This window comes from Chryseobacterium sp. (genome assembly GCF_019236175.1).
In the GTDB taxonomy this organism is placed as follows: Bacteria; Bacteroidota; Bacteroidia; order Flavobacteriales; family Weeksellaceae; genus Chryseobacterium.
In genome coordinates this window covers 187,332-208,847 of sequence record NZ_JAFAJM010000006.1, presented here as the reverse complement: position 1 = coordinate 208,847, position 21,516 = coordinate 187,332, and the positions used below count along the sequence as shown (strand labels likewise).

Genomic DNA, 21,516 nt, shown 5'->3' with positions numbered 1-21,516 from the left:
TTATGAATTATTAAGAAATCCGGTTTTTGATAAATATTTTTAAATATGGATCCCGCTAACCGTTGCGCAGATCAGATTTAGATGTGATTAGCTTGTTTTTTGGTAAAAATAAAAGGTGTATTTTTATACATCGGATTGAAATAATTTAAAAGTAATTAAAGATGAAAATTGTAGGGCTTAATTTAGATATCGTCTGGAAAAATAAAGCGGAAAATTTTAGAATTATTGAAAATGAGCTGCAAAACCAGCAGGCAGATATTTTTCTTTTACCCGAGATGTTTTCGACAGGTTTCTGTATGGATGCCGCTGAAGTTTCAGACAGAAATGAAGAGTCTCTGGAGTTTTTAAAAAAGATTTCAAAAGAAAAGAATACGGCATTCTGCGGAAGTGCTCCGGTAGAGCAGAATGGTCATTTTTACAATAGAATGTATTTTGTACAGCCTGATGGTGAAACCCTGTTTTATGATAAAAGACATTTGTTTTCTTTTTCAGGAGAAGATAAAGTTTATACTCCGGGTAACAAAAGAGTGATTGTAAATTATCAGGGAGTCCGGTTTTTGCTTCAGGTGTGTTATGATCTTCGTTTCCCTGTTTTTGCAAGGAATAATGATGATTATGATGCTATATTGTATGTGGCCAACTGGCCGGAAAAAAGAGTAGGAGCATGGGAACATCTTTTGAAAGCAAGAGCTATTGAAAATCTGGCCTTTGTTTTTGGATTAAACAGAATCGGGACGGACGGGAATAATCTTTTCTATCAGGAAAGTTCTCACTGTTTCTTTGCTGACGGAAAAGAAATTTCCAGTAAAAACGGAAACAGAGTATCGGCAGAATTGGATATGGATGAGCTGAATGATTTCAGAACTCATTTCCAGTTTCTTAATGACCGGGATGATTTTTCCATTCGGCTATAAAATAAATAAGGCTAAGCCAGATGTTATTCCTTCTCAGCCTTAATGTTTTTAGATATTCTATGCAATATTATATGTATTGTTGTAAAAGCCGGGTCAGCGTATTAACGTCACGTACTCCGCTTTCTTTCCACAGCAGTTCACCTTTTTTGAAAACCATTAAAGTTGGTACGCTGCGAACCCCGTATTGTGAGGCAATAGCGGGATACTGGTCAATGTCCACTTTTATAATTCTGGCTCCTTCGCCAACATTTTCTTTTACACTGTTTAAAACCGACGACTGTACTTTGCAGGGCTGACACCAGGTGGCAAAGAAGTCAATAAGTACCGGTCTTTCGGAATTAATGATTTCCTGAAATTTTTGTGACATAGTTTTTAGCTTAATCTGTTATTTTTTATCAGTTTCATTCTGGATCGCTTTTACATTCTTCCAGCTTGTTCCGTCGTAAGCGTCCACTCCGTTTTTCGATAGGATTTCCATCGCCTGATCTGCCTGAATGCCTTTATTGCAAAATACAACAACTTTTTTCCCTTTCAGGGTTTCTATATGATTCTGAATTTCTGCCAAAGGAATATTGATTGCATTTTTAGCTGTTCCGGCAGCATACTGTTCCGGAATTCTTACATCTACCAGTATTACATCAGAGCTGTTGACGACTTCTTTAATATTGCCTTTTGGTGCAAGGACTGCATGGTTTGTTCCGCAGGCAGTCAGCATAAAGGATGATGCTAACACAATTCCCCAAAATTTACTCTTCATTTTATGATGTTTTAGACTGGCATACAAAATCTGTTGTCGGGAATTTTTCGGTTTTTTTAATCCCGTTAAATCCCCCTTCAATTTCAGTGAAATTTCTGATTCCGTGCGAGTTGAGAATGCTGGCTGCAATCATACTTCTGTAACCTCCGGCACAATGCAGGAAGAAATGTTCAGAGTCATCAATACTGCGCGCCCAGTCACTGATGGTATCCAGTGGTTTGTTGTATGCGTTGTCAATATGCTCAGCAGAGTATTCTGTTAATTTTCTGACATCAATTACTTTGGCATCCTGCGTAAACTGTTTTGCAAATTCAGCAGGAGTAATTCTTTTAATTTCATCTGTTTCCAGACCTGCATTTTTCCATGCTGTAAAGCCTCCTTTTAAATACCCTATGACATTGTCAAAACCAACTCTGCTTAATCGAGTAATTACCTCTTCTTCAGTCCCCTCGTCTGTTACTAATAACAGCGGATGTTTGATGTCTACAATCAAAGTTCCTACCCATGGGGCAAAATCTCCTTTAAGCCCGATATTGATTGAGTTAGGAATAAAACCTTTGTGGAATTCTGCTGCACCTCTGGTATCTAAAATCAAAGCTCCTGTTTCTTCAATAAGCCCTTCAAGATCTTCAGCCGCAACAGGGTGTAAGCCTTTGTTCATCACAATATCCAGACTTTCATATCCTCCTTTGTTCAATGCTACATTCATTCCGAAATATTTAGGTGGGGCCGTTAAACCATCCAGTACCTCTCTGATAAAAGATTCTTTATCGGGTTGATTCAGCGCATAATTTGTTTTTTTCTGATTCCCCAGAATATCTACGGTTTCCTTCTGCATGTTTTTTCCACAGGCAGAACCCGCACCATGCGCCGGATAAACAGTAATGCTGTCATCTAAAGGCATGATTTTGTTTTGAAGACTGTCGTATAAAATTCCGGCAAGATCTTCCTGAGTAAGGTTTGTTGCTTTCTGAGCCAGATCTGGTCTTCCCACGTCTCCTAAAAATAAAGTGTCTCCGGTAAAGATTGCTGTTTCAGTCCCGTTTTCGTCAATCAAAAGATAGGTACTGCTTTCCATGGTATGACCGGGAGTATGGAGAACTTTTATTTTTATATTTCCAATTTTAAAGATTTGCTGGTCTTCCGCGATAATGGCTTCAAATTCCGGAGCGGCCGTGGGACCGTATACAATCGGAGCACCTGTTTTTTCACTTAGATCCAGATGTCCTGAAACAAAATCAGCATGGAAGTGAGTTTCAAAAATATATTTTAACGTGACATTATCTTTTTCAAGACGGTCAAGATAAGGTTTTACTTCTCTTAACGGGTCAATAATGGCAGCTTCGTTTTCTGATACAATATAATAGGCACCCTGAGCCAGACAACCTGTATATATTTGTTCAACTTTCATTGGATATTTTATTTAATAGTTAAAGATACAAAGTATTAGATGAAATGTATAAGAAATGTTAAATCCGATTGATAGTTTCTTTCAATAAGACAGACCACTAATACCTGAAGTGCTTTCTTGGCAACAAAAATAATGCCTTACATAATGTTAAATTATAAATACTGTTTTTTATCATGTTTTCTCAATGAAAACCAGATTTATAAGGTGATTATTTATTCTAATCTATAGTAAATTTTGTACAAAATTTCGTTGGTGTTTTCTGAAATGTTTTGATCTGATTTAAATCTAAGATAAGCATCCCTTGCGGCAGATCCTTCTTCATAGTTGATCACTTTATTATACTTTTCATAGATATGATCTTTAATTTTTCCGTTGTCAACAATGCTTACCATCTCATTAAAATATTTTTTGGTGTCATCATGCATAGGCCAGTCTTTTTCATGGAGTTTGTAGAATTCCACCATTTTTTCAATTGCAAATACTTCGGAATCAATTCTCATGTCATTAAACCCTGTCAAAAGCTCTTTCTGTTCCAGGTTTTTTCCGAGCCAGTATATTTTTGCCTGTGCAGCTGCAATTGCCGAATTGGCCATCATGGAATCTCTTTTTACCGTAGGTGAAAGAATGATATCCGGTATTTTACTAACGGGCAGGGGATTCCTGGAGGCAATTTGCAGAATTCCAAAATAGCTTTCAATCTTATTTTTAAGTCCGGCTAACTGTTCATCTGTCATGTCATCACTGGATACTCTGATTTTAAAATCCCAGCCTCCACACTCATAAATGGAAAGGAGCGAATTTTTCTCTACATATTTTACACCCTTAAAAAAATCTGCCTGTCCCATTGAGTGGCTAAACAGAGAATAGATATAATTTACCTTCAGCTGGTCATTGGAAATGCTCCCGAATAAAGGCTTTAACTCTGTACCCTTGTCCGAGTTCTGGTTAAGAGCGTATTCGTATGAAGTGAACGAATCTCTAAGTCTTTGATTATCAATCGAAATTTTGGGGTATATGTATAACGTAAGCGTAGTTTTGGTTTTCTTATCTTTTTGCTGAATATAAGAGATCGCTAAGTGTCTGTTTTTTAAATCATAAGAGTAGATGGCTTCTCTCTGGAATCCGGACCATACGGGAGGGAAAATAACTGAAGTGGCTTCATGGGTGAAATCCCCTTTTACTGATAAATTGATCGGTTGTTTTCTTGGTTGAGAAAAAAGAACTGAAAACAAAAAAGATAGGATGATAATAAAATTCTTTTTATATAAATTCATGTTTGGGTACGTATATTGTTTCAATGCCGAAGGTAAGTATTAATTTACTGTGATTAAAAACAAAAACTTAATAGTATAATATTACTTTAGGTTCGAAATGTTTTATAAAAAATTTTATATTTATAAGTTAAAAAGAGATTAGATGGCAGACAAAACACAATTTATCGAAGAATTAAATGCTAGATATACTCCGAAAGGAGATCATATTATTTTGGGAAAAGCAATGCTGGATGGAGAAGTGGTTCCCGAGGTAAACGTAACGATTCCCTTAAAGACCATCAACCGTCATGGCCTTATCGCGGGAGCTACCGGAACAGGAAAGACAAAAACCCTGCAGGTATTTGCAGAGCAGCTTTCTCATGCGGGAATTCCGTCTCTTGTTCTGGATATTAAAGGCGATTTTTCAGGAATTGCAGAACCCGGGCAAATGAATGCCATTATTGAAGAAAGATATGCAAAAACACAGCTTCCTTACAATCCGCAGGGATTTCCGGTAGAGCTGATGAGTATTTCCGGAGGGAAAGGAGTGAAATTAAGAGCTACCGTTACAGAATTCGGACCGGTTTTACTGAGTAAAATTCTGCAGCTGAATGATACTCAGCAGAGCATTATGTCTATTGTTTTCAAATATTGTGATGATAAAGGGCTTCCTCTTATTGATCTGAATGATTTAAAGAAAGTATTGCAATATGTGACAGATAATGCCCAGGGAAAAGCGGAGCTTGCTGCGAATTACGGATCCATAGCACCGGCTTCTCTGGGGGCTATTCTGAGGTCCATTGTGGCACTGGAACAGCAAGGGGCTTCCGGCTTTTTCGGAGAACTGAGCTTTGAAGTTAATGATTTACTGAAAACAAGAGACGGAAAAGGAGTTGTGAATATTTTAAGAGTAGATGATATTCAGAATAAACCGCAGTTGTTCTCAAGTTTTATGCTTTCTCTTTTTGCAGAAATCTATATGACGTTTCCTGAAGAAGGAGACAGCGGAAAACCAAAACTGGTATTATTTATCGATGAGGCTCACCTGATTTTTGATGAAGCATCAAAAGTACTTCTTTCACAAATTGAAACGATGGTAAAGCTGATCCGCTCAAAAGGGGTAGGAATCTACTTCATTACTCAGATTCCGGGTGATGTGCCTGAGAATGTGTTGTCTCAGCTAGGATTGAAAATACAGCATGCACTCCGGGGGTTTACGGCAAAAGATAAAAAAGAAATCTCTAAAGCGGTGGAAAACTACCCGACTACAGAATATTATAATGCATCAAGCCTGATTCAGAATTTAGGAATAGGAGAAGCTTTTATAACGGCTCTGGACGAAAAAGGAATTCCGACACCACTGGTGCATACTTATCTTATTTCTCCGGAATCCAGAATGGATGTTCTCAGTGATGCTGAAATTTCAGAACTTACTTCCCAGTCTGCTTTAGCTGCAAAATACGAAAAGTTTATTGACAGGGAATCTGCCTATGAAATTTTGAGTGCCAGAATGGGGCAGGCAGTTCAGAACTCAGGGCCTGCTTCAAGTGCAAAACCTGCGAAACAGGAGCCAACGGTGTTTGATCAAATATTGAAAAGCCCGCTTATGAAGAGTTTAGCTAATACAGCATTACGGGAGATGTTTAAATTTATGAAAAGATAATAGATTCGAAGGTTCGTTCTGTTAGAAAGGGGTCAGTTAAATCTTATATATTTTTTTGTTATTTTAGCAGGCTATCTTACTGATCAGGCAATGTCAGTTTAGAGGATTATTAATTTAAATTAAAAAAGCGGTTAGCAAAAATTCAGATGTATTCAATTATAGATATAGAAAGTAATGGTGCAGGTTATAGACATGAGTGCATTATAGATATTGCCATCTACAGGTATGATGGTCAGAAGATTACTGACCAGTTTATATCGCTGGTGAATCCGGAAAGTGATATCACCCCTTTCGTACAGAAATTAACGAGCATTACCCCCAAAATGGTTAAAACTGCCCCGAAGTTTCATGAAATTGCCCGCAGGGTTATCGAAATTACTCAAAATACCACATTGGTAGGTCATAATATCGATTTTGATTACAGGATGCTTCGTCAGTCGTTCAAAAGACTGGGTTATGATTTCACAATCAATACTTTAGATACCATTCCTCTGGCAAAAAAACTGATTCCTGATGAGGTAAGTTATTCATTGGGAAAACTGGTAAAGTCGCTGGGGATTCCTTTGACCAACCATCACCGTGCTGAAGGAGATGCCAGAGCTACTTTAGAGCTTTTTAAACTTTTAATTTCGAAAGATACCGGAAACGAAATCATTCAGAAACAGCACGAAGAAACCAATGCGAAAACCTATATCAACAAAATCAAGCAACTGACTCAGGATTTGCCCAATGAGAAAGGGTTTGTTTATTTTCAGGATGATAAGGGGAAAATTATTTTTTCGGATTACATTCAGGATATTAATAAGTTTTCGAAAAAAGTTTTTAATTCTAAATCAAAAAAATGGGAACAGATCCAGAGAGAGGTTGAGCAGATTAATTTTGAACTTACCGGAACGGATATTATTGCCAAATTAATTCTGAACTCCAAGAATACTAAGAAGAAAGAAGTTTTGCCGTTTGGTCTTTATTTCAGAAATGATAAATATATTGTTGAAAAGAATAAACTCAATAAAACAGAAAAACCCATCTTAAAATTCAGATCCTTTACCCAAGGAACAAAAGCCGTTGAGTTTTTAGGAACCCAGGAAGAATTTAAAGACTGTACCGCATTAAAACAAAAAATAGAATTCAGAAAAAGAAATGAGCTTTGGCTGGGATCCGGAAGAAAACTGGGTGAAAAATTATTTTTGATCATTGAAAACGGAAAGGTGGTTTCATTTGGTTTTTATGAATTATTTACTCAGATTCAGACCCTGAGTAAGCTCGCCAAGCTTAAAATTGATTTACCTTTATCTTCAGGAGATTTAAATAATGAACTGCAACTGGCGCTGCTTCGCGGTGATTTTGAGACCTTACCGTTACCGAAATAAAGGGAAATCTGTTTTGAGACAGGGATCAGAAAATAAGGATGCTTTTCAAAGCAATTTTCTTAAAATAAAAAAATAAGTAGTACTTTTGTAAAAAATAAGTAAAAGCAATGCAAAATTTTAAACAAATTAAAACTGGAAAAAAGGGAGCTGTAAGGTTCTCTAAGGTTTGGAATATTTAAAAGAGTTGTCTTGCATAAAAAATAATCAATGTGGCAGACTCTTCTTGTAAGAATCTGCCTTTTTTTATGTTAAAATGAAATTATGAATTCAAAAGAATTATTAAAGATTGCCAATGAGTTTGGCACCCCGGTGTATGTTTATGATGCTGAGTCCATCAAAATTCAATACGAAAAACTTACATCTTCTTTTTTAAAACACACAAAGTTTTTCTATGCCGCGAAGGCGTTGACAAACATCAACATTTTGAAGTATGTCAAGAACTTGGGTGCTTCTTTGGATTGTGTATCTATTAATGAAGTTAAACTTGGGCTAAAGGCAGGGTTTCCGAAAGAGAAAATTTTGTTCACACCCAATTGTGTTGACTTAGCTGAAATAGAGGAAGCAATGGCTTTCGGAGTTCATATTAACATTGATAATATTTCTATTCTTGAGCAATTCGGTAATAAATACGGAAATTCCTACCCGATTTTTGTGAGAATCAATCCGCATATTTTTGCCGGAGGAAACTATAAAATTTCTACAGGACACATCGACAGTAAGTTTGGAATCTCTATTCATCAGCTTCGTCATATTGAAAGGGTGATGAAGAGTACCAACCTGAATGTTGAGGGGCTTCACATGCATACGGGAAGTGAGATCAAGGATCCGGAAGTTTTTCTTCAGGCTTTAGATATCATGCTTGATCTTTCTGAGCATTTTCCTAATCTGAAATACCTGGATATGGGTAGTGGATTTAAAATTCCTTATCAGGACAGTGAAGAAGAAACTGATGTTAGAACATTAGGAAAGAAAGTAGAAAAAGTGTTGGCTGATTTTTCTAAATCCACAGGAAGAAAATTTGAACTTTGGTTTGAGCCCGGAAAATTTCTGGTGGGTAAAAGTGGCTATCTTTTGGTAAAAGCTAATGTGATTAAGCAAACGACAGCTACTGTTTTTGTGGGAGTAAATTCAGGGTTCAACCACCTGATCCGCCCTATGTTCTATGATTCTTACCATCTTATTGAAAACCTTTCTAACCCAAAAGGAGCAGAAAGAATCTACACTGTGGTTGGAAATATTTGTGAGACGGATACTTTTGCATGGGACAGAAAATTACATGAAGTAAGAGAAGGAGATATCCTGGCTTTCCACAATGCGGGAGCTTATGGTTTTGAAATGAGTTCGAACTTTAATTCAAGACTGAAGCCTGCTGAGGTTTTATTCTTAGACGGGAAAGCACATCTGATTCGTAAAAGAGATGAATTTGAAGATTTGTTGAGAAATCAGATCGAGGTCATCTAAAATGATAATATAATACATACAATAAAAAGCTCCGCAGTTGTGGAGCTTTTTTTTATATACTCCTCAGAATTAAGCAGTTTTTAATGCATAAGTCATCAGAAAATTCAATTTAATTATTTAAATTTGATAGAGCTGGGAATGACTTTAAATAAATTTCCGGCTTTCACAAAAATAGAACACCAAACTTATTAATTATGGCCAAAAATATAGCAGAGCAAATTGTAGAAATGCTCGAAAAAGCCAATGTGAAAAGAATTTATGCAGTCACCGGCGATAGTCTTAATCATTTAAATATTGCGGTCAAAAAAAGCAGTATTCAATGGATTCATGTAAGGCACGAAGAAGTGGGGGCTTATGCCGCTGCGGCCGAGGCTGAACTGGACGGTCTTGCGGTATGTGCGGGAAGCTGCGGCCCGGGACATGTACACCTGATCAATGGAGTATACGAGGCTCACCGTTCTCATGTTCCAATGCTGGTTATTGCTTCTACGATTCCCAGCGAAGAAATGGGAATGGATTATTTTCAGGAAACCAATACCATTAAATTATTTGACGATTGCAGCCATTATAATCAGATGATTACCAGACCTGAACAGGTACAGCGGATCGTTCAGTCCGCTATTCAGCATGCTATATCCAGGAAAGGAGTTTCGGTGATCGGACTTCCGGGCGATGTATCGGAGCTTGATGCCGAAGATGCAACGACTTCTTCACAAATATTTAAAACCAATCCGGTCATCAGACCATCAGATGATGAACTGAAGCATCTGGCCGGCCTTATTAATGAAAGTAATAAAGTAACCCTTTACTGTGGGATAGGTGCAGGAGAAGCCAATAAAGAAGTAGTGGAATTATCCCGGTTATTGAAAGCCCCTGTAGGATATTCGTTTCGTGGAAAAATGGCTATCCAGCCCAATAATCCCAATGAAATAGGACTTACTGGACTGTTGGGATACCCGTCAGCTTATCACGCCATGCATGAAGCGGATCTGGTGGTCCTGCTGGGAACAGATTTTCCTTACCAGAAATTTATGCCGGTAAAAAATAAAATTGTACAGATAGATGAAAGCACTGAAAGATTAGGCAGAAGAGCAAAACTGGAACTTGGGCTGACGGGAGATGTTAAAGAAACGATTAAGGCGCTCCTCCCGTTGCTTAAAGAAAAAACAGATGAACATTTTCTTAATGAGCAGCTGGCTTTTTATGAAAAAGTAAAAGAAAATCAGCTTACCTATGTGAAAGATCAGGGTAAAGAAAATGCAATTCAGCCTGAATATGTAGCCCATACTTTAGACAGGGTTGCAGAAAAAGATGCCATTTTCACTGTAGATACAGGAATGTGTTGCGTCTGGGGAGCAAGATTCATTACCGGAACCGGACAGCGAAAAATGCTGGGATCCTTTAATCACGGATCAATGGCCAATGCGATGCCTATGGCTATAGGAGCCTCTTTGGCACATCCTGAAAAACAGGTGATTGCGATGTGCGGAGATGGAGGTTTATCAATGCTTTTAGGTGATATGGCTACCATTTTTCAGTATAAACTTCCGGTAAAACTGATCGTGTTTAATAACAGGACCCTGGGAATGGTAAAGCTTGAAATGGAAGTAGGGGGTATGCCGGATAATGAGACCGATATGATTAATCCTGATTTTGCTATGGTAGCCCGTGCAATGGGGTATCCCGGAAAAAATGTTCACGAGCCGGAAGAAGTGGAGAGTGCTATCAGAGAATGCCTGGACCATAACGGACCTTATCTTCTGAATATCTTTACAAATCCTAATGCACTGGCTCTTCCGCCAAAGATAGAATTTGAACAGGTCATGGGAATGACAAAATCTATGGCTCAGCTCATGCTGGGAGGTAAAATGGAGGAAGTTTTTGAAACCGTAAAATCCAACTATAAACATATAAAAGGACTGTTGTAGAATAATATATAAGTTGCTTAGTGTATTCCTGATCGATAAGTCTTTAAAATTTACATAAAAACTTCATATTTTCCGTAAAGTTTTCTTTTGATACAGGTGGTAAATATTTACCTTTGCCTGCTTTTTAATAATTAATGAATACAATTTAAATTATGAGAACTATATTTTTGTTTTTAGCTCTTTGTGCTGCTCATTTTGCATTTGCACAGGACCAGGAAGAAAGAGATGATTCTTTTATCAAAGACAATAATAAGAATCTTTTAAAAATAGATATTAAAGAACCTTTTATGCAGGTTGCCGTGAAATGCCCTAACTTTAAACCGGCGGCTTATGAAGGCGGAGTGGTGGTCTACAAAAATATTTTAAACAGATATATGTTTGCCTACCTGAATTCGGATTTCTATGCACTGGCCGGAGATTTTACATTTACATTAACCGTGGATGCCAAAGGAAAAGTTGTTGATGTAACGGGTTTTCCTAAGGTTCCGAACAGCGAGGTTTTCTTTGATGATATGCAGTATGTGGTGAGAAGGATTAAGAAAAACTGGATTCCGGCTTCCTGCAACGGACTACCCGTAACCTCCCAGATAAAAGTTAAAATGAGTTTTTCTTCAATATCCGCTGACATCGATTAATCTATGAAAAAATATCTTTTAATTTTACCGCTGTTGTTTTTAGGCTTTAAAGGATTTTCACAGGCAGTTGTTCCCCGGTATCAGGGACAGGAAAGTTTTCAGAAAGCAGAATTTCCGGGCGGAGAAGAAGCTTTTAAAAAAGAATTTTTAAAAATGGTTTACTCTTATATTGATATGGCTTTATATGCTGTTCAGGGAGAGGTAACTTTTATATTTAATATTGATCCTAAAGGAAAAATTGATAAAGTGGATATACTTCCGAAGTTCAAAAACAACGAAATGTTTATTGATGATATGAAGTATGCGCTTAAAAAAGTGAAAAATAAATGGAAGCCTGCTGTAAGAAACGGGGTTCCCATTGATTCTAAATTTATAATGAAGATCAATTTCGAGCATAATCTTTATGACGTTAACTAGCATATATATTTGACTAATAAAACAAATAAAAACACTACCATGAATGAAAAAAAAATGTATACTGCCTTAAAAGGTATTATTGTACTCCTTTTCGCGGGCTGTACAGTTTTATGTAACGCTCAAATTCTTGATGAGTACCCTAAGAATCAGGAGTTTTACGAAGGAGGAAGCGTTAATTTTTACAAAGAAGCCCATGAGTATCTCGTAAGTAATAATTTAAAGGAATGTGATGCCGGAGAAATTTATCAGCCAAGAATTATTGTAACGGAAGAAAAAGGAATTAAATTTATAAAAGATACCGATACGGCAAATATTGCAAAAAATAAATGTGCATACGATTTGTCCAGACTGTTGATCCAAAATCTGAAGAACTGGAAGCCTGCAGAAGTTAATAAAAGAAAGATAGGCGCCGTTACAGAGTTTATATTCTATCCCAAAGATATAATGAGTAATTATAAACCGGGATATAATGCCAGTCATTTTGTAAAATATGCACAATATCCTGAAGGTGTAAAGAAATTTAAGAACCTTTTTCATGATAATTTTATGATGATTTTTCAGGATTACGCTGTTCAGGGAAACATAAATCTGGAGTTTTATATTGATAAAAACGGGCAGATTGCTAATCCTAGGATTTATCCTGAGATTGATAATCGTAGTTTTAATATTGATTTTATGAGAACTCTTGCAAGGATGAAGAAGCCCTGGAAGCCCGCATTGTATGGTGAGATACCTATTAAAGAAAGGATTTCTTTTCCCTTAAATTTTTCAGTTATATATACTGAATATTAGCCCTGCCATTCTGTCACAATATTTTGTATCTTTGCAGACTCATCTGTTTGGAGTATAAAATTCATCATATAACCCCTGAGATTTAGATTCCGAACTTTAAATTGATTATCGTGCAAGAAAAATATATAGACGAAACAAAGCAGGGAGAAGCTTTTGCTATCGCAGAAAGACCGGAGAACTCTAAGAAACTATTTTTGGAAAGCTATGGTTGTCAGATGAATTTCTCTGATTCTGAAATTGTAGCATCCATTCTTAATGAGCAGGGATATAATACAACGATGAAGGTAGAAGAAGCTGATCTTATTTTACTTAATACCTGCTCCATCCGTGAAAAAGCAGAACAGACCGTAAGAATGCGTCTTTCCCAGTTTAAAAATCTTAAGAAGGAAAAACCGAATATGACGGTAGGGGTTCTTGGATGTATGGCGGAAAGATTAAAAACTAAATTTCTTGAAGAAGAACAGTTGGTTGATCTGGTGGTAGGGCCGGATGCTTATAGGGATTTGCCTAATCTATTGATGGAAACAGAAGACGGCAGAGATGCTATCAATGTTATCCTTTCTAAAGAAGAAACCTATGCAGATATTAATCCGGTACGTCTGGGTGGAAATGGGGTGACTGCTTTTGTTACCATTACCAGAGGTTGTGATAATATGTGTACATTCTGTGTAGTTCCGTTTACCAGAGGCCGGGAAAGAAGCCGGGACCCGCATTCTATTATTGAAGAATGTAAAGATCTTTCGAAGAACGGATACAAAGAAATTACCCTTTTGGGTCAAAATGTAGATTCTTATTTATGGTACGGAGGAGGTCCTAAAAAGGATTTCGCCAAAGCTTCTGAAATGCAGAAAGCTACTGCTGTTAATTTTGGGCAGCTGCTTGATTTAGTAGCTAAAGCTGTTCCTGAAATGAGAATCAGATTCTCTACTTCAAATCCACAGGATATGAGCCTTGATGTATTCCACATGATGGCCAAGCACGATAATATCTGTAAATATGTACATCTTCCAGTGCAGAGCGGTAGTAACAATATGCTTCAGGCTATGAACAGACAGCATACTCGTGAAGAGTATCTTGAACTGATCAAAAAGGCGAAGGAAATCGTTCCTGAAGTTGCATTTTCACAGGATATGATTGTTGGATTCTGTAACGAAACAGAAGAAGACCATCAGGATACGCTGAGCCTTATGCAGGAAGTAGAATATGACTACGGATATATGTTTGCGTATTCAGAAAGACCGGGAACACCTGCACACAAAAAAATGGATGATAATATTCCTGCAGATATAAAACAAAGACGTCTTGCTGAGGTAATTGCATTACAGGGAGAGCTTTCAAGAAAGAGAATGAAATCTTATGTAGGAAGAATGCATCAGATTTTAATCGAGGGTACTTCCAAAAAGAATGAAAACCAATGGAAAGGAAGAAATTCACAGAATGCCGTATGTGTTTTTGATAAATCGGAAGAACAGAAAATAGGTGACATTGTGAACGTTTTTGTTTACGATAATACACAAGGCACACTTTTAGGGAGAATTGCCGAATAATATTACGCTGATTACACTTAAAATATTATGCTGAAAATAAATGTACGGTTATATTGCCGACATATTTTTAGTAAATTGTGAAGAAAAGAAAGGATCATAAAAGGGTAAGCAGATTATGATCAATATTTAATCTATAAAATTGAAGATGGAAAAGTTTCAGAGGTATTACCTTAGCTTTTTGTTACTTATAGTTTATACCAATACTATTGCACAGGTAAATTGTAATGCAATAGAGGGTGAAGACTGTAAAAAAGCTTGTGAGTTATACAACTGGGCTTCAGAGTTGCAGGATACAAGGGGATCTCAGGGATATGCTGATCAGAGGATCAAGCTTTCTTCCGATCTTATAGAGGGGTATATAGAAAAGGGCATTCCATATTTTAAAAGCGGAAACTTTTTTACCCGGAAAATAGCAATCAACAGAGCCATTGATCTGGTTTCTGAAAATATTCTGGGATACAAAAGCTGGGGTCAGTTTCAATTTCAGGGAGATTATAACAGGGTAATCCGTGATTTTGAGATACTGAGGAAATATTATCCTGAAGAGCCGGTAAGGTCTCAGAATAGAACGGGTAACCCGGGTATAGTAAAAGCTATATCCTATCGTGGCTTTGAACAGAACGAAAAAATTACAGGGATTATTGACATGCAATTTGCTGTCAGAGCTTGTGTAAAGGGAACGTCTGATCATGACCAGCCTGGATTAGCTTTCTGTGAGCAGGGGAAATATGATAAAGCCCTTGAAAATTTTGAAAAACAAAGGAAGGCATACAACTTTGCCGGAAATATATACTTTAAAAGTAAAGTTTCTAAAATCAGAAACAAGGATTATTTGGATTTAAAAGCGTTAGCATTACAGACGTATGACGAGGCAAAGACCATGAAAGACGGCTATACGCATTATCTTAACAATGTCTACAGAGCATAGAAAAGCTGTAGATGACATTAAATCAATAATCAAAAATTTACTTATGAGCAACGAGTTACAAAGCATAAAAAATCGTTTCGGAATCATCGGAAACTTTCCGGCACTCAACAGGGCATTAGAAAAATCTATTCAGGTTGCCCCTACGGATATTTCCGTTCTGGTCATCGGAGAGAGTGGCGTGGGAAAGGAATTTATTCCGAAAATCATTCATTCAGAATCAAGAAGAAAACATCAGCCGTATATTGTGGTCAACTGTGGGGCGATTCCTGAGGGGACTATAGATTCTGAATTATTCGGACACGAAAAAGGCGCATTTACAGGAGCCACAGCAACCCGAAAAGGATATTTTGAAGTAGCAGACGGAGGAACAATCTTTTTAGATGAGGTAGGAGAATTACCACTGCAAACACAGGTTCGTCTTTTAAGAGTATTGGAAAGTGGGGAGTTTATGAAAGTGGGTTCTTCACAGGTTCAGAAAACCAATGTTAGGATTGTTGCAGCTACCAATGTTAATATGATGAAGGCTATTCATGACGGAAGATTCCGCGAGGATCTGTACTACCGTTTGAATACTGTTCAGATTGACATGCCTCCTTTAAGAGAAAGAAAGGGAGATATTCATTTGTTATTCCGAAAATTTGCTATTGATTTCGCGGAAAAATACAGAATGCCTGAGCTTGAACTTGAGCCTAGTGCAGTACATTATATTGAAAATTATTCTTTTCCCGGGAATATCCGCCAGTTAAGGAATCTTGTGGAACAAATGACTGTTGTGGAAAGAAACAGGAATATAACAGCAGAAAAACTTGCGGAATATATCCCTATGGAAACCCATCTTCCGATGGTCGTCAACAGCCAGACTACTCCCAAACAGAATGACTTCGGGAGTGAAAGGGAGATTATGTACAAGATTCTTTTTGATATGAGAAATGATATCAATGATTTAAAATCCTTAACTTCGGAATTGATAAAGAACAGAGGAACAAGCGACCTGAGCAGTCATGAAAAAAATCTGATCAACAGGATCTATACTCCTGAAAGCCAGCCGCAGGTCAATCAGGGATCTTTATTGTATTTTGAAAATAATAATGATGCCCCGGTAGTCCAGACTCCTACGATTATTTCAACACCGGATGATACTTATGAAGATATTGAAGACATTGAGGTAGAGGAAAATAAACCTGAATCTCTGTCTCTTCAGAATAATGAAAAAGATTTAATCATCAAAGCGTTGGAAAAACATAAGGGCCGCAGGAACAGAGCAGCAGATGAACTGGGAATTTCACAGAGAACGTTATATAGAAAAATAAAACAGTATAATCTGGAAGATTAATATCCGGCTTTTGTAAAAAAGCTTTTGATATAATTCCATGAAATAATATAAAAAAATGAATATTAAGATTAAAAATATTAGTCTGAAAAGGCCAATATTAGTGGGGATGCTTTTCGTTTTGCTGGGAGTTCTACACTCATGTTATAGCTTTACGGGATCATCATTAACAGATGAAAAAACAGTTCAGATCAACGAGTTTCCTAATAATGCCGCTCTTGTGAACCCTACATTATCCCAGCAATTCTCTACAGATATTCAGAACAGATTTCTGCAGAGAACAACATTGAAAGGAACCAAAGAAAATCCTGATATTCTGATAGAAGGAGAAATTACAGATTATAGTATTACTCCTACAACCATCAGTTCCACTACACAGACCACTCCTTCGGGAGGAGTAGTGCAGCAGGCTCAGAACAAACTTACCATCACTGTGAAGGTACATTATGAAAATAAAGTACATCCGGATTCAAGTTTTGACAGAACCTATTCTGATGAAGCAGCTTTTAACAGTGATTTATCACAAAGTATGATAGAAAGTACTCAGGTGAAGATAGTTACCGATAGAATTATTAATAAGATATTTAACGACATTGTAGCGAATTGGTAAGATGAATCCAAGAGTTTTAGAATTAATAAAAAATCCGAAAAATATTCAGTCAGAAGATCTTGGTCTTTTGAAAGAGGAGATTCATGCTTTTCCTTATATTCAAAATATCAGGGCGCTCCATTTGTATGGGGTACATCTTTATGATCAAGGTAATTATCAGAAAGAACTTTCTACAACAGCAGCCTATACTACAGATAAAAAGATTCTTTATCAGTTGATCAACGGGATCATTCAAAAGAGCCCGAAGCAGGAGTTTGCTGAAGAGAAACAGATCCTTAAAAATGCTGACAAAGCATCCCGGTACGGGTATAAAGACAAAGGGTTCCCGCTCAGAAGAGATGAATCTCCTGTAAAAGAGGAAGAAAAAGAAAATATATCCTGTGTAGTAGAGACTCCGCAGGAGGTTAAACATCTTTATATCAACGGTGAAAGAAACCGGATTCTTTTTGAAGGAGAAGAAAATTTCCTTGATGAAGAAAATCAGGAAAAAATAGATATTGAATCTACAATGGAATCGGGGGTTCTGGTAACTCAGACAACAGCGCCTGTTTTGGGAGATGCGGAAAAGGAGGAAGTAAAAGACGAAAATGCAGGTGAAGATTTTACGCCCGAAACGATCATTGATGAAGATAAAATTTCTTCAGAAGCAGAAGTCAGAGAAGTAGAACAGGAAGCAGAATTGAGTTTCCATGAGACTGAAGCTTTATTACCTGAAGTTACTATTGAAGAAGAGGCTCAGGAAATAAAGGAAACTGCTGAAAGTGATGCGATTTTGGATTCAGTAGAAGAGAATAATATTGAGCAGCCTGATGCTGAACTTAGCTTCCACGGAACTGATGCATTTCTGCCTGATGTTAAAATCCAGACACATAATACTGAAGAGGTAACACCAGAGACCCCTGAAGGTACTCAGTCAAATGTTAATAAGCATGAAGACGAAATGAGACGCCTGATTGAAGAGGTGGAGAAAAAAATGAAAGAGGCAAAAACTGTTCCTCAGGAGATAAAAGAAGAGCCTGAGCCGGTATCTGATGCTGAAATTAGTTTTGCGGAAACCCAAAGTTTTCATTTCTGGTCAACTGAAAAAGAAGAGCCGGTAAAAGCTGAAGAGGCAGAGACAAATTCCACAGAGGGTATTTCTGAACTTTCTGACCCTGTAAAAGATGAAGCTACCGGAGAAAGTGCGGAAGAAGAAAAAGAAGCCGTTTCTGAAGTTCAGTCTTCCTGGAAGCCCATGAGTGTTGAAACCAATGTGCCGGATTCTTTGATCAGTAAATCTGTACAGACGTCTGACCCCCAAAAAGATGCTGCTGTACATCAAAAGCTACCCGTAGCTGCTAAAACTGAGGAGAAAGATGAAAATAAGACGGAAGATACTACTGAGAAAATGACTTCCGAACCGGAAGGAATCTCTGAGCCGGTAGAATCTGAAAATACCGAAAATATCAAAGATGAAACGGAAGGAGTAAAAGACGAAGTTCCTGTAATGAATGTATCATTCTTTGGTACGGATATTTCCAGTCTGAGAGTGGAAGAAAAAGAGAAGGAGAAATCAATACAGGTAAAAGAGTCTCAGGCTTCTGTAAAAGAGTCTGCGCAACAGGTTCTGGACAGTAACGTTCCCGGCTTTATCAATACATGGCAAAGCTGGCTTAAAATCGACAGAACGGAAGAGGTTGAAAAAGATAAAGTTGAAAATAAAGAAAAAGTGATTGATTCTTTTATTGAGAATAATCCTAAAATCAGCCAGCTGAAAGAAGAAAGTACCTATGTCGTTAAAGAAAAGAATGATGATATTTCACATTTAATGACAGAAACGCTGGCTAACCTTTATTTTGAACAGAAACTCTATACCAAGGCCGTCAAGGCATTTGAAATATTAATCAGGAAAACACCTGAGAAAAAAGAGTATTTTGAGTCTAAAATTCAGGAAATAAAAGATTTCAGAAGTAAAAATTAAAATAGAAAGGTACTGCTTAAAAACAGTACCTTTTATTTTTATGAAACCGGGGTTTTATGAATCTTTTTGTTGCCCCGTAATTTCTTCCAGGCTTTTCGCCCGAAAACAATAACCAGGATAATCAGTATAATACTTAAAACTGCGGCAATTACAGGCATTGCCATTGCCAGAATCGACATAATGCCGGCTCCTGCTGTTTCAGTCGTTCCTACAACAGAATTTCCTAATCCTCCCGTGGTAGCCGTAGAAGCAGCCCGTATTCCGGCAAAACCGGAGCTGATCGTCGCTGCTGTTCCTCCTCCTGCAATCAGAGCGAGTGCCCACTGTGGAAATGTGCCCAGATCCGCAAACTGGCTGGCAAATAATATAGAGCCGGCGACAGTAGCCATAGGAACAGAAATAGTATCTAATAAATGATCTATAAAAGGAATATAATAAGCTAAAATTTCAACAATGGTAGCAATTCCTGTCGTAATGAGGGTAGGTAAGCCTGCAAGCCACTGAAACTGTTCATTCATGGGAATCCAGTTAAAATAAGAAGCCAGACTTACAATAAACAGAGGCAGGAAAACCCGAAACCCTGTAGCCGCCGCCAATCCGATTCCGATAAATGCGCCGATGACATAAGAAAAGTAAGGAACATGGTCTAACATATTAACTTTCAGATTTATTGTTTTCCCTAAAATTACAAAAAGTATCCGAGATGTAATGAAATTCCGGATTTAGTAAAAACAAAAAATATAACCTCTGAAATCTGCAGGAACAGGCTTGAAGTAAACAATGATTGAAAAATTATTTTTTCTGTGCTTCACAAAGTTTGATAAACTCTGCTTCAACATCCTGATATTTTTGGGGCATTTCGGAAGAAACCCAAAAAAGCATGGCTAGAGTTTTTTCTCCAAAAGCTTCTCTGAATAAATTTTTATTCAATCGGTAACATTCTCTCAAAAGCCTTTTTAAACGGTTTCTATGCACTGCTCTCTTAAAATACCTCTTAGATACAGAAACTCCAAATTTGCCGCTTTCTATGGGTAATCCCGGTTTATTTTTCAGAATAATGATTCTCAGATTTCCACATGTTCTCCATTTACCTTTTTCGAAAAGTAAACTGATTTCAGTGTTTTTTTTGAGCTTTTCTGCGGTAGGATATTTGAAATTCTGCATTAATCTTGTTTCACTAAATAATTGATTACTTCGGCAGCTGCATATAGCCCAAAGATGGCCGGGATGAAGCTGATGGTGCCATAAAATGACTTTTTGAAGTTGCTTCCGTCCGTCATTTTCAGGCTCTCTTCCTTTTGAATCTCATTGGAGAATACACATCTGAAACCCTTATTGATTTTTTCCTTCTTTAACCTTTTTCGGACCTGCTTGGCCAGAAAACAATTGTGGGTTTTGCTGATGTCTCTCACCATTACCATGCTAGGGTCGGTTTTTCCACCGGCGCCCATTGAGCTGATCACTTTTATTTTTCTTCTTCTGGCAGCCTTTATCAGGCATATTTTTGGAGTTACACTGTCGATACAGTCAAGAATATAGCTAAACTTTCCGGAGTCCAGTACTTCATCCATTCTCTCAGGATTCAGAAATTCATTAATTTTGATGAGCTTAAGTTCAGGATTGATGTCCAGCAGGCGCTCTGCAACCACTTCCACTTTATGTTTTCCAACGGTAGAATGTAAAGCCGGGAGTTGTCTGTTGATATTCGTAATGTCCACCGTATCACCATCTACAATTGTCATACTTCCGACACCGGCTCTGGCAAGAAATTCTGCAGCAAAAGAGCCTACTCCGCCAAGACCTACAACCAGAACATTTGCTTTCATCAGCTTTTCTAATCCGTCTTCTTTGATTAAAAGTTCAGTTCTTTCCAGCCAGTATTTATCCATTTCTTATCGTGTGTAAATTTTCTAAAATTTGTTCGTTAAGTTGTTCCAAAGAAATCTCTTTTATCTCCGAAACTTTCTGATAGAGTTCTTTGATGTTAAAATCTTCATTATCAGTCTCTAAAAAGATTTTGTCTATTGGAGTATTTTTTAAAATATCCTGCAAAGATAGATTATACAAAACAGCTTTTCCAAAACTCAGATAAAAATTATTGGCTAACAGATCTTCGGCAATCCGTCTTTTTTTGTTAAAACCATGAATAATCATAGGTTGTCCGGCTTTCTTTTTAAAAGAAATAACCTCATAAAATTTTCTGACGCAATGAATAATAATAGGTCTTTTGACTTCGTTGGCTATAAGAATCTGTTTTAAAAAAAAATCTTCCTGAGTTTTCTGATCAACACTTACCAATGAATCTAAGCCGCATTCTCCAATAGCAAAGCAGTTGGGAGAAAGGATACGCTGCAACCAGTCAAACTGCTGTTTCTCATTATTTACATCAATATCATTCGGATGAATGCCTGCCGAATAAGGGAAGTCCGGGGGTGTCTCTCCGATATTCAGATTATAAATACCATTTTCAGTATTTTTTTTATGATGATGAAAATCAAAAAAATCCATCCTCAAAAATACTATTATTTAGAATTAATGTA

At 37.2% G+C, this 21,516-nt stretch carries 21 protein-coding genes; 13 read left to right on the top strand and 8 right to left on the bottom strand.

What is annotated here, in order from left to right:
- Positions 1-161: 161 nt before the first annotated feature.
- The gene (locus JO178_RS06720) at positions 162-914 is read left to right on the top strand and encodes a nitrilase-related carbon-nitrogen hydrolase (protein WP_291933362.1); all 753 of its coding nucleotides are present in this window, start codon (positions 162-164) and stop codon (positions 912-914) included.
- A 67-nt stretch (positions 915-981) separates the two neighbouring features.
- On the opposite strand, the gene trxA is transcribed toward JO178_RS06720, so the two are convergent.
- The 4 genes from trxA to JO178_RS06700 all read right to left on the bottom strand — a co-directional run bounded on the left by trxA (position 982) and on the right by JO178_RS06700 (position 4,356).
- Positions 982-1,281, bottom strand: a complete 300-nt coding sequence (gene trxA, locus JO178_RS06715; protein ID WP_291933359.1) for a thioredoxin — start codon at positions 1,279-1,281, stop codon at positions 982-984.
- 18 nt (positions 1,282-1,299) lie between these two features.
- The gene (locus JO178_RS06710; protein ID WP_291933356.1) at positions 1,300-1,671 is read right to left on the bottom strand and encodes a rhodanese-like domain-containing protein; all 372 of its coding nucleotides are present in this window, start codon (positions 1,669-1,671) and stop codon (positions 1,300-1,302) included.
- A 1-nt stretch (position 1,672) separates the two neighbouring features.
- On the bottom strand, positions 1,673-3,082 hold the full coding sequence (locus JO178_RS06705; protein WP_291933354.1) for an MBL fold metallo-hydrolase: 1,410 nt from the start codon (positions 3,080-3,082) through the stop codon (positions 1,673-1,675).
- A gap of 212 nt (positions 3,083-3,294) precedes the next feature.
- Positions 3,295-4,356 (bottom strand): hypothetical protein, encoded by a 1,062-nt coding sequence (locus JO178_RS06700; RefSeq protein ID WP_291933352.1) that lies wholly within the window; start codon positions 4,354-4,356, stop codon positions 3,295-3,297.
- A gap of 142 nt (positions 4,357-4,498) precedes the next feature.
- Here JO178_RS06700 and JO178_RS06695 point away from each other — a divergent pair, with 142 nt between their 5' ends.
- The 12 genes from JO178_RS06695 to JO178_RS06640 all read left to right on the top strand — a co-directional run bounded on the left by JO178_RS06695 (position 4,499) and on the right by JO178_RS06640 (position 18,976).
- Positions 4,499-5,998, top strand: a complete 1,500-nt coding sequence (locus JO178_RS06695) for a helicase HerA-like domain-containing protein (protein ID WP_291933350.1) — start codon at positions 4,499-4,501, stop codon at positions 5,996-5,998.
- Between the two features lie 146 nt (positions 5,999-6,144).
- Entirely contained in the window at positions 6,145-7,368 is a 1,224-nt protein-coding gene (locus JO178_RS06690; RefSeq protein WP_291933347.1) for a 3'-5' exonuclease, read from the top strand.
- Between the two features lie 261 nt (positions 7,369-7,629).
- Positions 7,630-8,829 carry a diaminopimelate decarboxylase gene (gene lysA, locus JO178_RS06685; protein ID WP_291933345.1) on the top strand — a complete coding sequence of 400 codons (1,200 nt, stop codon included), beginning with the start codon at positions 7,630-7,632 and terminating at the stop codon, positions 8,827-8,829.
- 194 nt (positions 8,830-9,023) lie between these two features.
- The gene (locus JO178_RS06680; RefSeq protein WP_291933343.1) at positions 9,024-10,757 is read left to right on the top strand and encodes a thiamine pyrophosphate-dependent enzyme; all 1,734 of its coding nucleotides are present in this window, start codon (positions 9,024-9,026) and stop codon (positions 10,755-10,757) included.
- A 152-nt stretch (positions 10,758-10,909) separates the two neighbouring features.
- Positions 10,910-11,392 (top strand): hypothetical protein, encoded by a 483-nt coding sequence (locus tag JO178_RS06675; protein ID WP_291933341.1) that lies wholly within the window; start codon positions 10,910-10,912, stop codon positions 11,390-11,392.
- 3 nt (positions 11,393-11,395) lie between these two features.
- On the top strand, positions 11,396-11,809 hold the full coding sequence (locus JO178_RS06670; RefSeq protein ID WP_291933338.1) for an energy transducer TonB: 414 nt from the start codon (positions 11,396-11,398) through the stop codon (positions 11,807-11,809).
- 39 nt (positions 11,810-11,848) lie between these two features.
- The gene (locus tag JO178_RS06665; protein WP_291933336.1) at positions 11,849-12,601 is read left to right on the top strand and encodes a hypothetical protein; all 753 of its coding nucleotides are present in this window, start codon (positions 11,849-11,851) and stop codon (positions 12,599-12,601) included.
- A gap of 110 nt (positions 12,602-12,711) precedes the next feature.
- Complete coding sequence (gene miaB / locus JO178_RS06660; protein WP_291933333.1) at positions 12,712-14,148, top strand: tRNA (N6-isopentenyl adenosine(37)-C2)-methylthiotransferase MiaB; 1,437 nt, start codon at positions 12,712-12,714, stop codon at positions 14,146-14,148.
- A gap of 145 nt (positions 14,149-14,293) precedes the next feature.
- On the top strand, positions 14,294-15,076 hold the full coding sequence (locus tag JO178_RS06655) for a hypothetical protein (protein WP_291933331.1): 783 nt from the start codon (positions 14,294-14,296) through the stop codon (positions 15,074-15,076).
- Positions 15,077-15,119: 43 nt separating this feature from the next.
- Positions 15,120-16,409: a sigma-54 dependent transcriptional regulator gene (locus tag JO178_RS06650; protein WP_291933328.1), complete on the top strand. Its 1,290-nt coding sequence runs from the start codon at positions 15,120-15,122 to the stop codon at positions 16,407-16,409.
- 55 nt (positions 16,410-16,464) lie between these two features.
- The gene (gene lptE, locus JO178_RS06645; RefSeq protein WP_291933327.1) at positions 16,465-17,016 is read left to right on the top strand and encodes an LPS assembly lipoprotein LptE; all 552 of its coding nucleotides are present in this window, start codon (positions 16,465-16,467) and stop codon (positions 17,014-17,016) included.
- 1 nt (position 17,017) lies between these two features.
- The gene (locus JO178_RS06640; protein ID WP_291933325.1) at positions 17,018-18,976 is read left to right on the top strand and encodes a hypothetical protein; all 1,959 of its coding nucleotides are present in this window, start codon (positions 17,018-17,020) and stop codon (positions 18,974-18,976) included.
- Between the two features lie 38 nt (positions 18,977-19,014).
- Here the strand turns inward: JO178_RS06640 and JO178_RS06635 are convergent, their stop codons facing one another.
- From JO178_RS06635 to JO178_RS06620, 4 genes are all read right to left on the bottom strand, one after another.
- Entirely contained in the window at positions 19,015-19,629 is a 615-nt protein-coding gene (locus JO178_RS06635) for a DUF4126 domain-containing protein (RefSeq protein ID WP_291933323.1), read from the bottom strand.
- 139 nt (positions 19,630-19,768) lie between these two features.
- Entirely contained in the window at positions 19,769-20,140 is a 372-nt protein-coding gene (gene rnpA / locus JO178_RS06630; RefSeq protein ID WP_291933321.1) for a ribonuclease P protein component, read from the bottom strand.
- Entirely contained in the window at positions 20,140-20,865 is a 726-nt protein-coding gene (locus tag JO178_RS06625; protein WP_291933319.1) for a tRNA threonylcarbamoyladenosine dehydratase, read from the bottom strand. The genes rnpA and JO178_RS06625 overlap by 1 nt, the downstream gene beginning before the upstream one ends.
- The gene (locus JO178_RS06620; RefSeq protein WP_291933317.1) at positions 20,858-21,484 is read right to left on the bottom strand and encodes a TatD family hydrolase; all 627 of its coding nucleotides are present in this window, start codon (positions 21,482-21,484) and stop codon (positions 20,858-20,860) included. Before JO178_RS06620 ends, JO178_RS06625 begins: the two co-directional genes overlap by 8 nt.
- Between the last annotated feature and the right edge of the window lie 32 nt (positions 21,485-21,516).

What these genes read in the sequence shown, in the direction of transcription:
- JO178_RS06655 (WP_291933331.1), top strand. Translation starts at nt 14,294, where the DNA reads ATGGAAAAGTTTCAGAGGTATTACCTTAGCTTTTTGTTACTTATAGTT.
- JO178_RS06665 (WP_291933336.1), top strand. Translation starts at nt 11,849, where the DNA reads ATGAATGAAAAAAAAATGTATACTGCCTTAAAAGGTATTATTGTACTC.
- JO178_RS06670 (WP_291933338.1), top strand. Translation starts at nt 11,396, where the DNA reads ATGAAAAAATATCTTTTAATTTTACCGCTGTTGTTTTTAGGCTTTAAA.
- JO178_RS06695 (WP_291933350.1), top strand. Translation starts at nt 4,499, where the DNA reads ATGGCAGACAAAACACAATTTATCGAAGAATTAAATGCTAGATATACT.
- JO178_RS06635 (WP_291933323.1), bottom strand. Translation starts at nt 19,629, where the DNA reads ATGTTAGACCATGTTCCTTACTTTTCTTATGTCATCGGCGCATTTATC.
- JO178_RS06675 (WP_291933341.1), top strand. Translation starts at nt 10,910, where the DNA reads ATGAGAACTATATTTTTGTTTTTAGCTCTTTGTGCTGCTCATTTTGCA.
- trxA (WP_291933359.1), bottom strand. Translation starts at nt 1,281, where the DNA reads ATGTCACAAAAATTTCAGGAAATCATTAATTCCGAAAGACCGGTACTT.
- JO178_RS06650 (WP_291933328.1), top strand. Translation starts at nt 15,120, where the DNA reads ATGAGCAACGAGTTACAAAGCATAAAAAATCGTTTCGGAATCATCGGA.
- lysA (WP_291933345.1), top strand. Translation starts at nt 7,630, where the DNA reads ATGAATTCAAAAGAATTATTAAAGATTGCCAATGAGTTTGGCACCCCG.
- JO178_RS06720 (WP_291933362.1), top strand. Translation starts at nt 162, where the DNA reads ATGAAAATTGTAGGGCTTAATTTAGATATCGTCTGGAAAAATAAAGCG.
- JO178_RS06640 (WP_291933325.1), top strand. Translation starts at nt 17,018, where the DNA reads ATGAATCCAAGAGTTTTAGAATTAATAAAAAATCCGAAAAATATTCAG.
- JO178_RS06690 (WP_291933347.1), top strand. Translation starts at nt 6,145, where the DNA reads ATGTATTCAATTATAGATATAGAAAGTAATGGTGCAGGTTATAGACAT.
- JO178_RS06625 (WP_291933319.1), bottom strand. Translation starts at nt 20,865, where the DNA reads ATGGATAAATACTGGCTGGAAAGAACTGAACTTTTAATCAAAGAAGAC.
- lptE (WP_291933327.1), top strand. Translation starts at nt 16,465, where the DNA reads ATGAATATTAAGATTAAAAATATTAGTCTGAAAAGGCCAATATTAGTG.
- JO178_RS06680 (WP_291933343.1), top strand. Translation starts at nt 9,024, where the DNA reads ATGGCCAAAAATATAGCAGAGCAAATTGTAGAAATGCTCGAAAAAGCC.
- JO178_RS06700 (WP_291933352.1), bottom strand. Translation starts at nt 4,356, where the DNA reads ATGAATTTATATAAAAAGAATTTTATTATCATCCTATCTTTTTTGTTT.
- JO178_RS06620 (WP_291933317.1), bottom strand. Translation starts at nt 21,484, where the DNA reads ATGGATTTTTTTGATTTTCATCATCATAAAAAAAATACTGAAAATGGT.
- JO178_RS06710 (WP_291933356.1), bottom strand. Translation starts at nt 1,671, where the DNA reads ATGAAGAGTAAATTTTGGGGAATTGTGTTAGCATCATCCTTTATGCTG.
- JO178_RS06705 (WP_291933354.1), bottom strand. Translation starts at nt 3,082, where the DNA reads ATGAAAGTTGAACAAATATATACAGGTTGTCTGGCTCAGGGTGCCTAT.
- rnpA (WP_291933321.1), bottom strand. Translation starts at nt 20,140, where the DNA reads ATGCAGAATTTCAAATATCCTACCGCAGAAAAGCTCAAAAAAAACACT.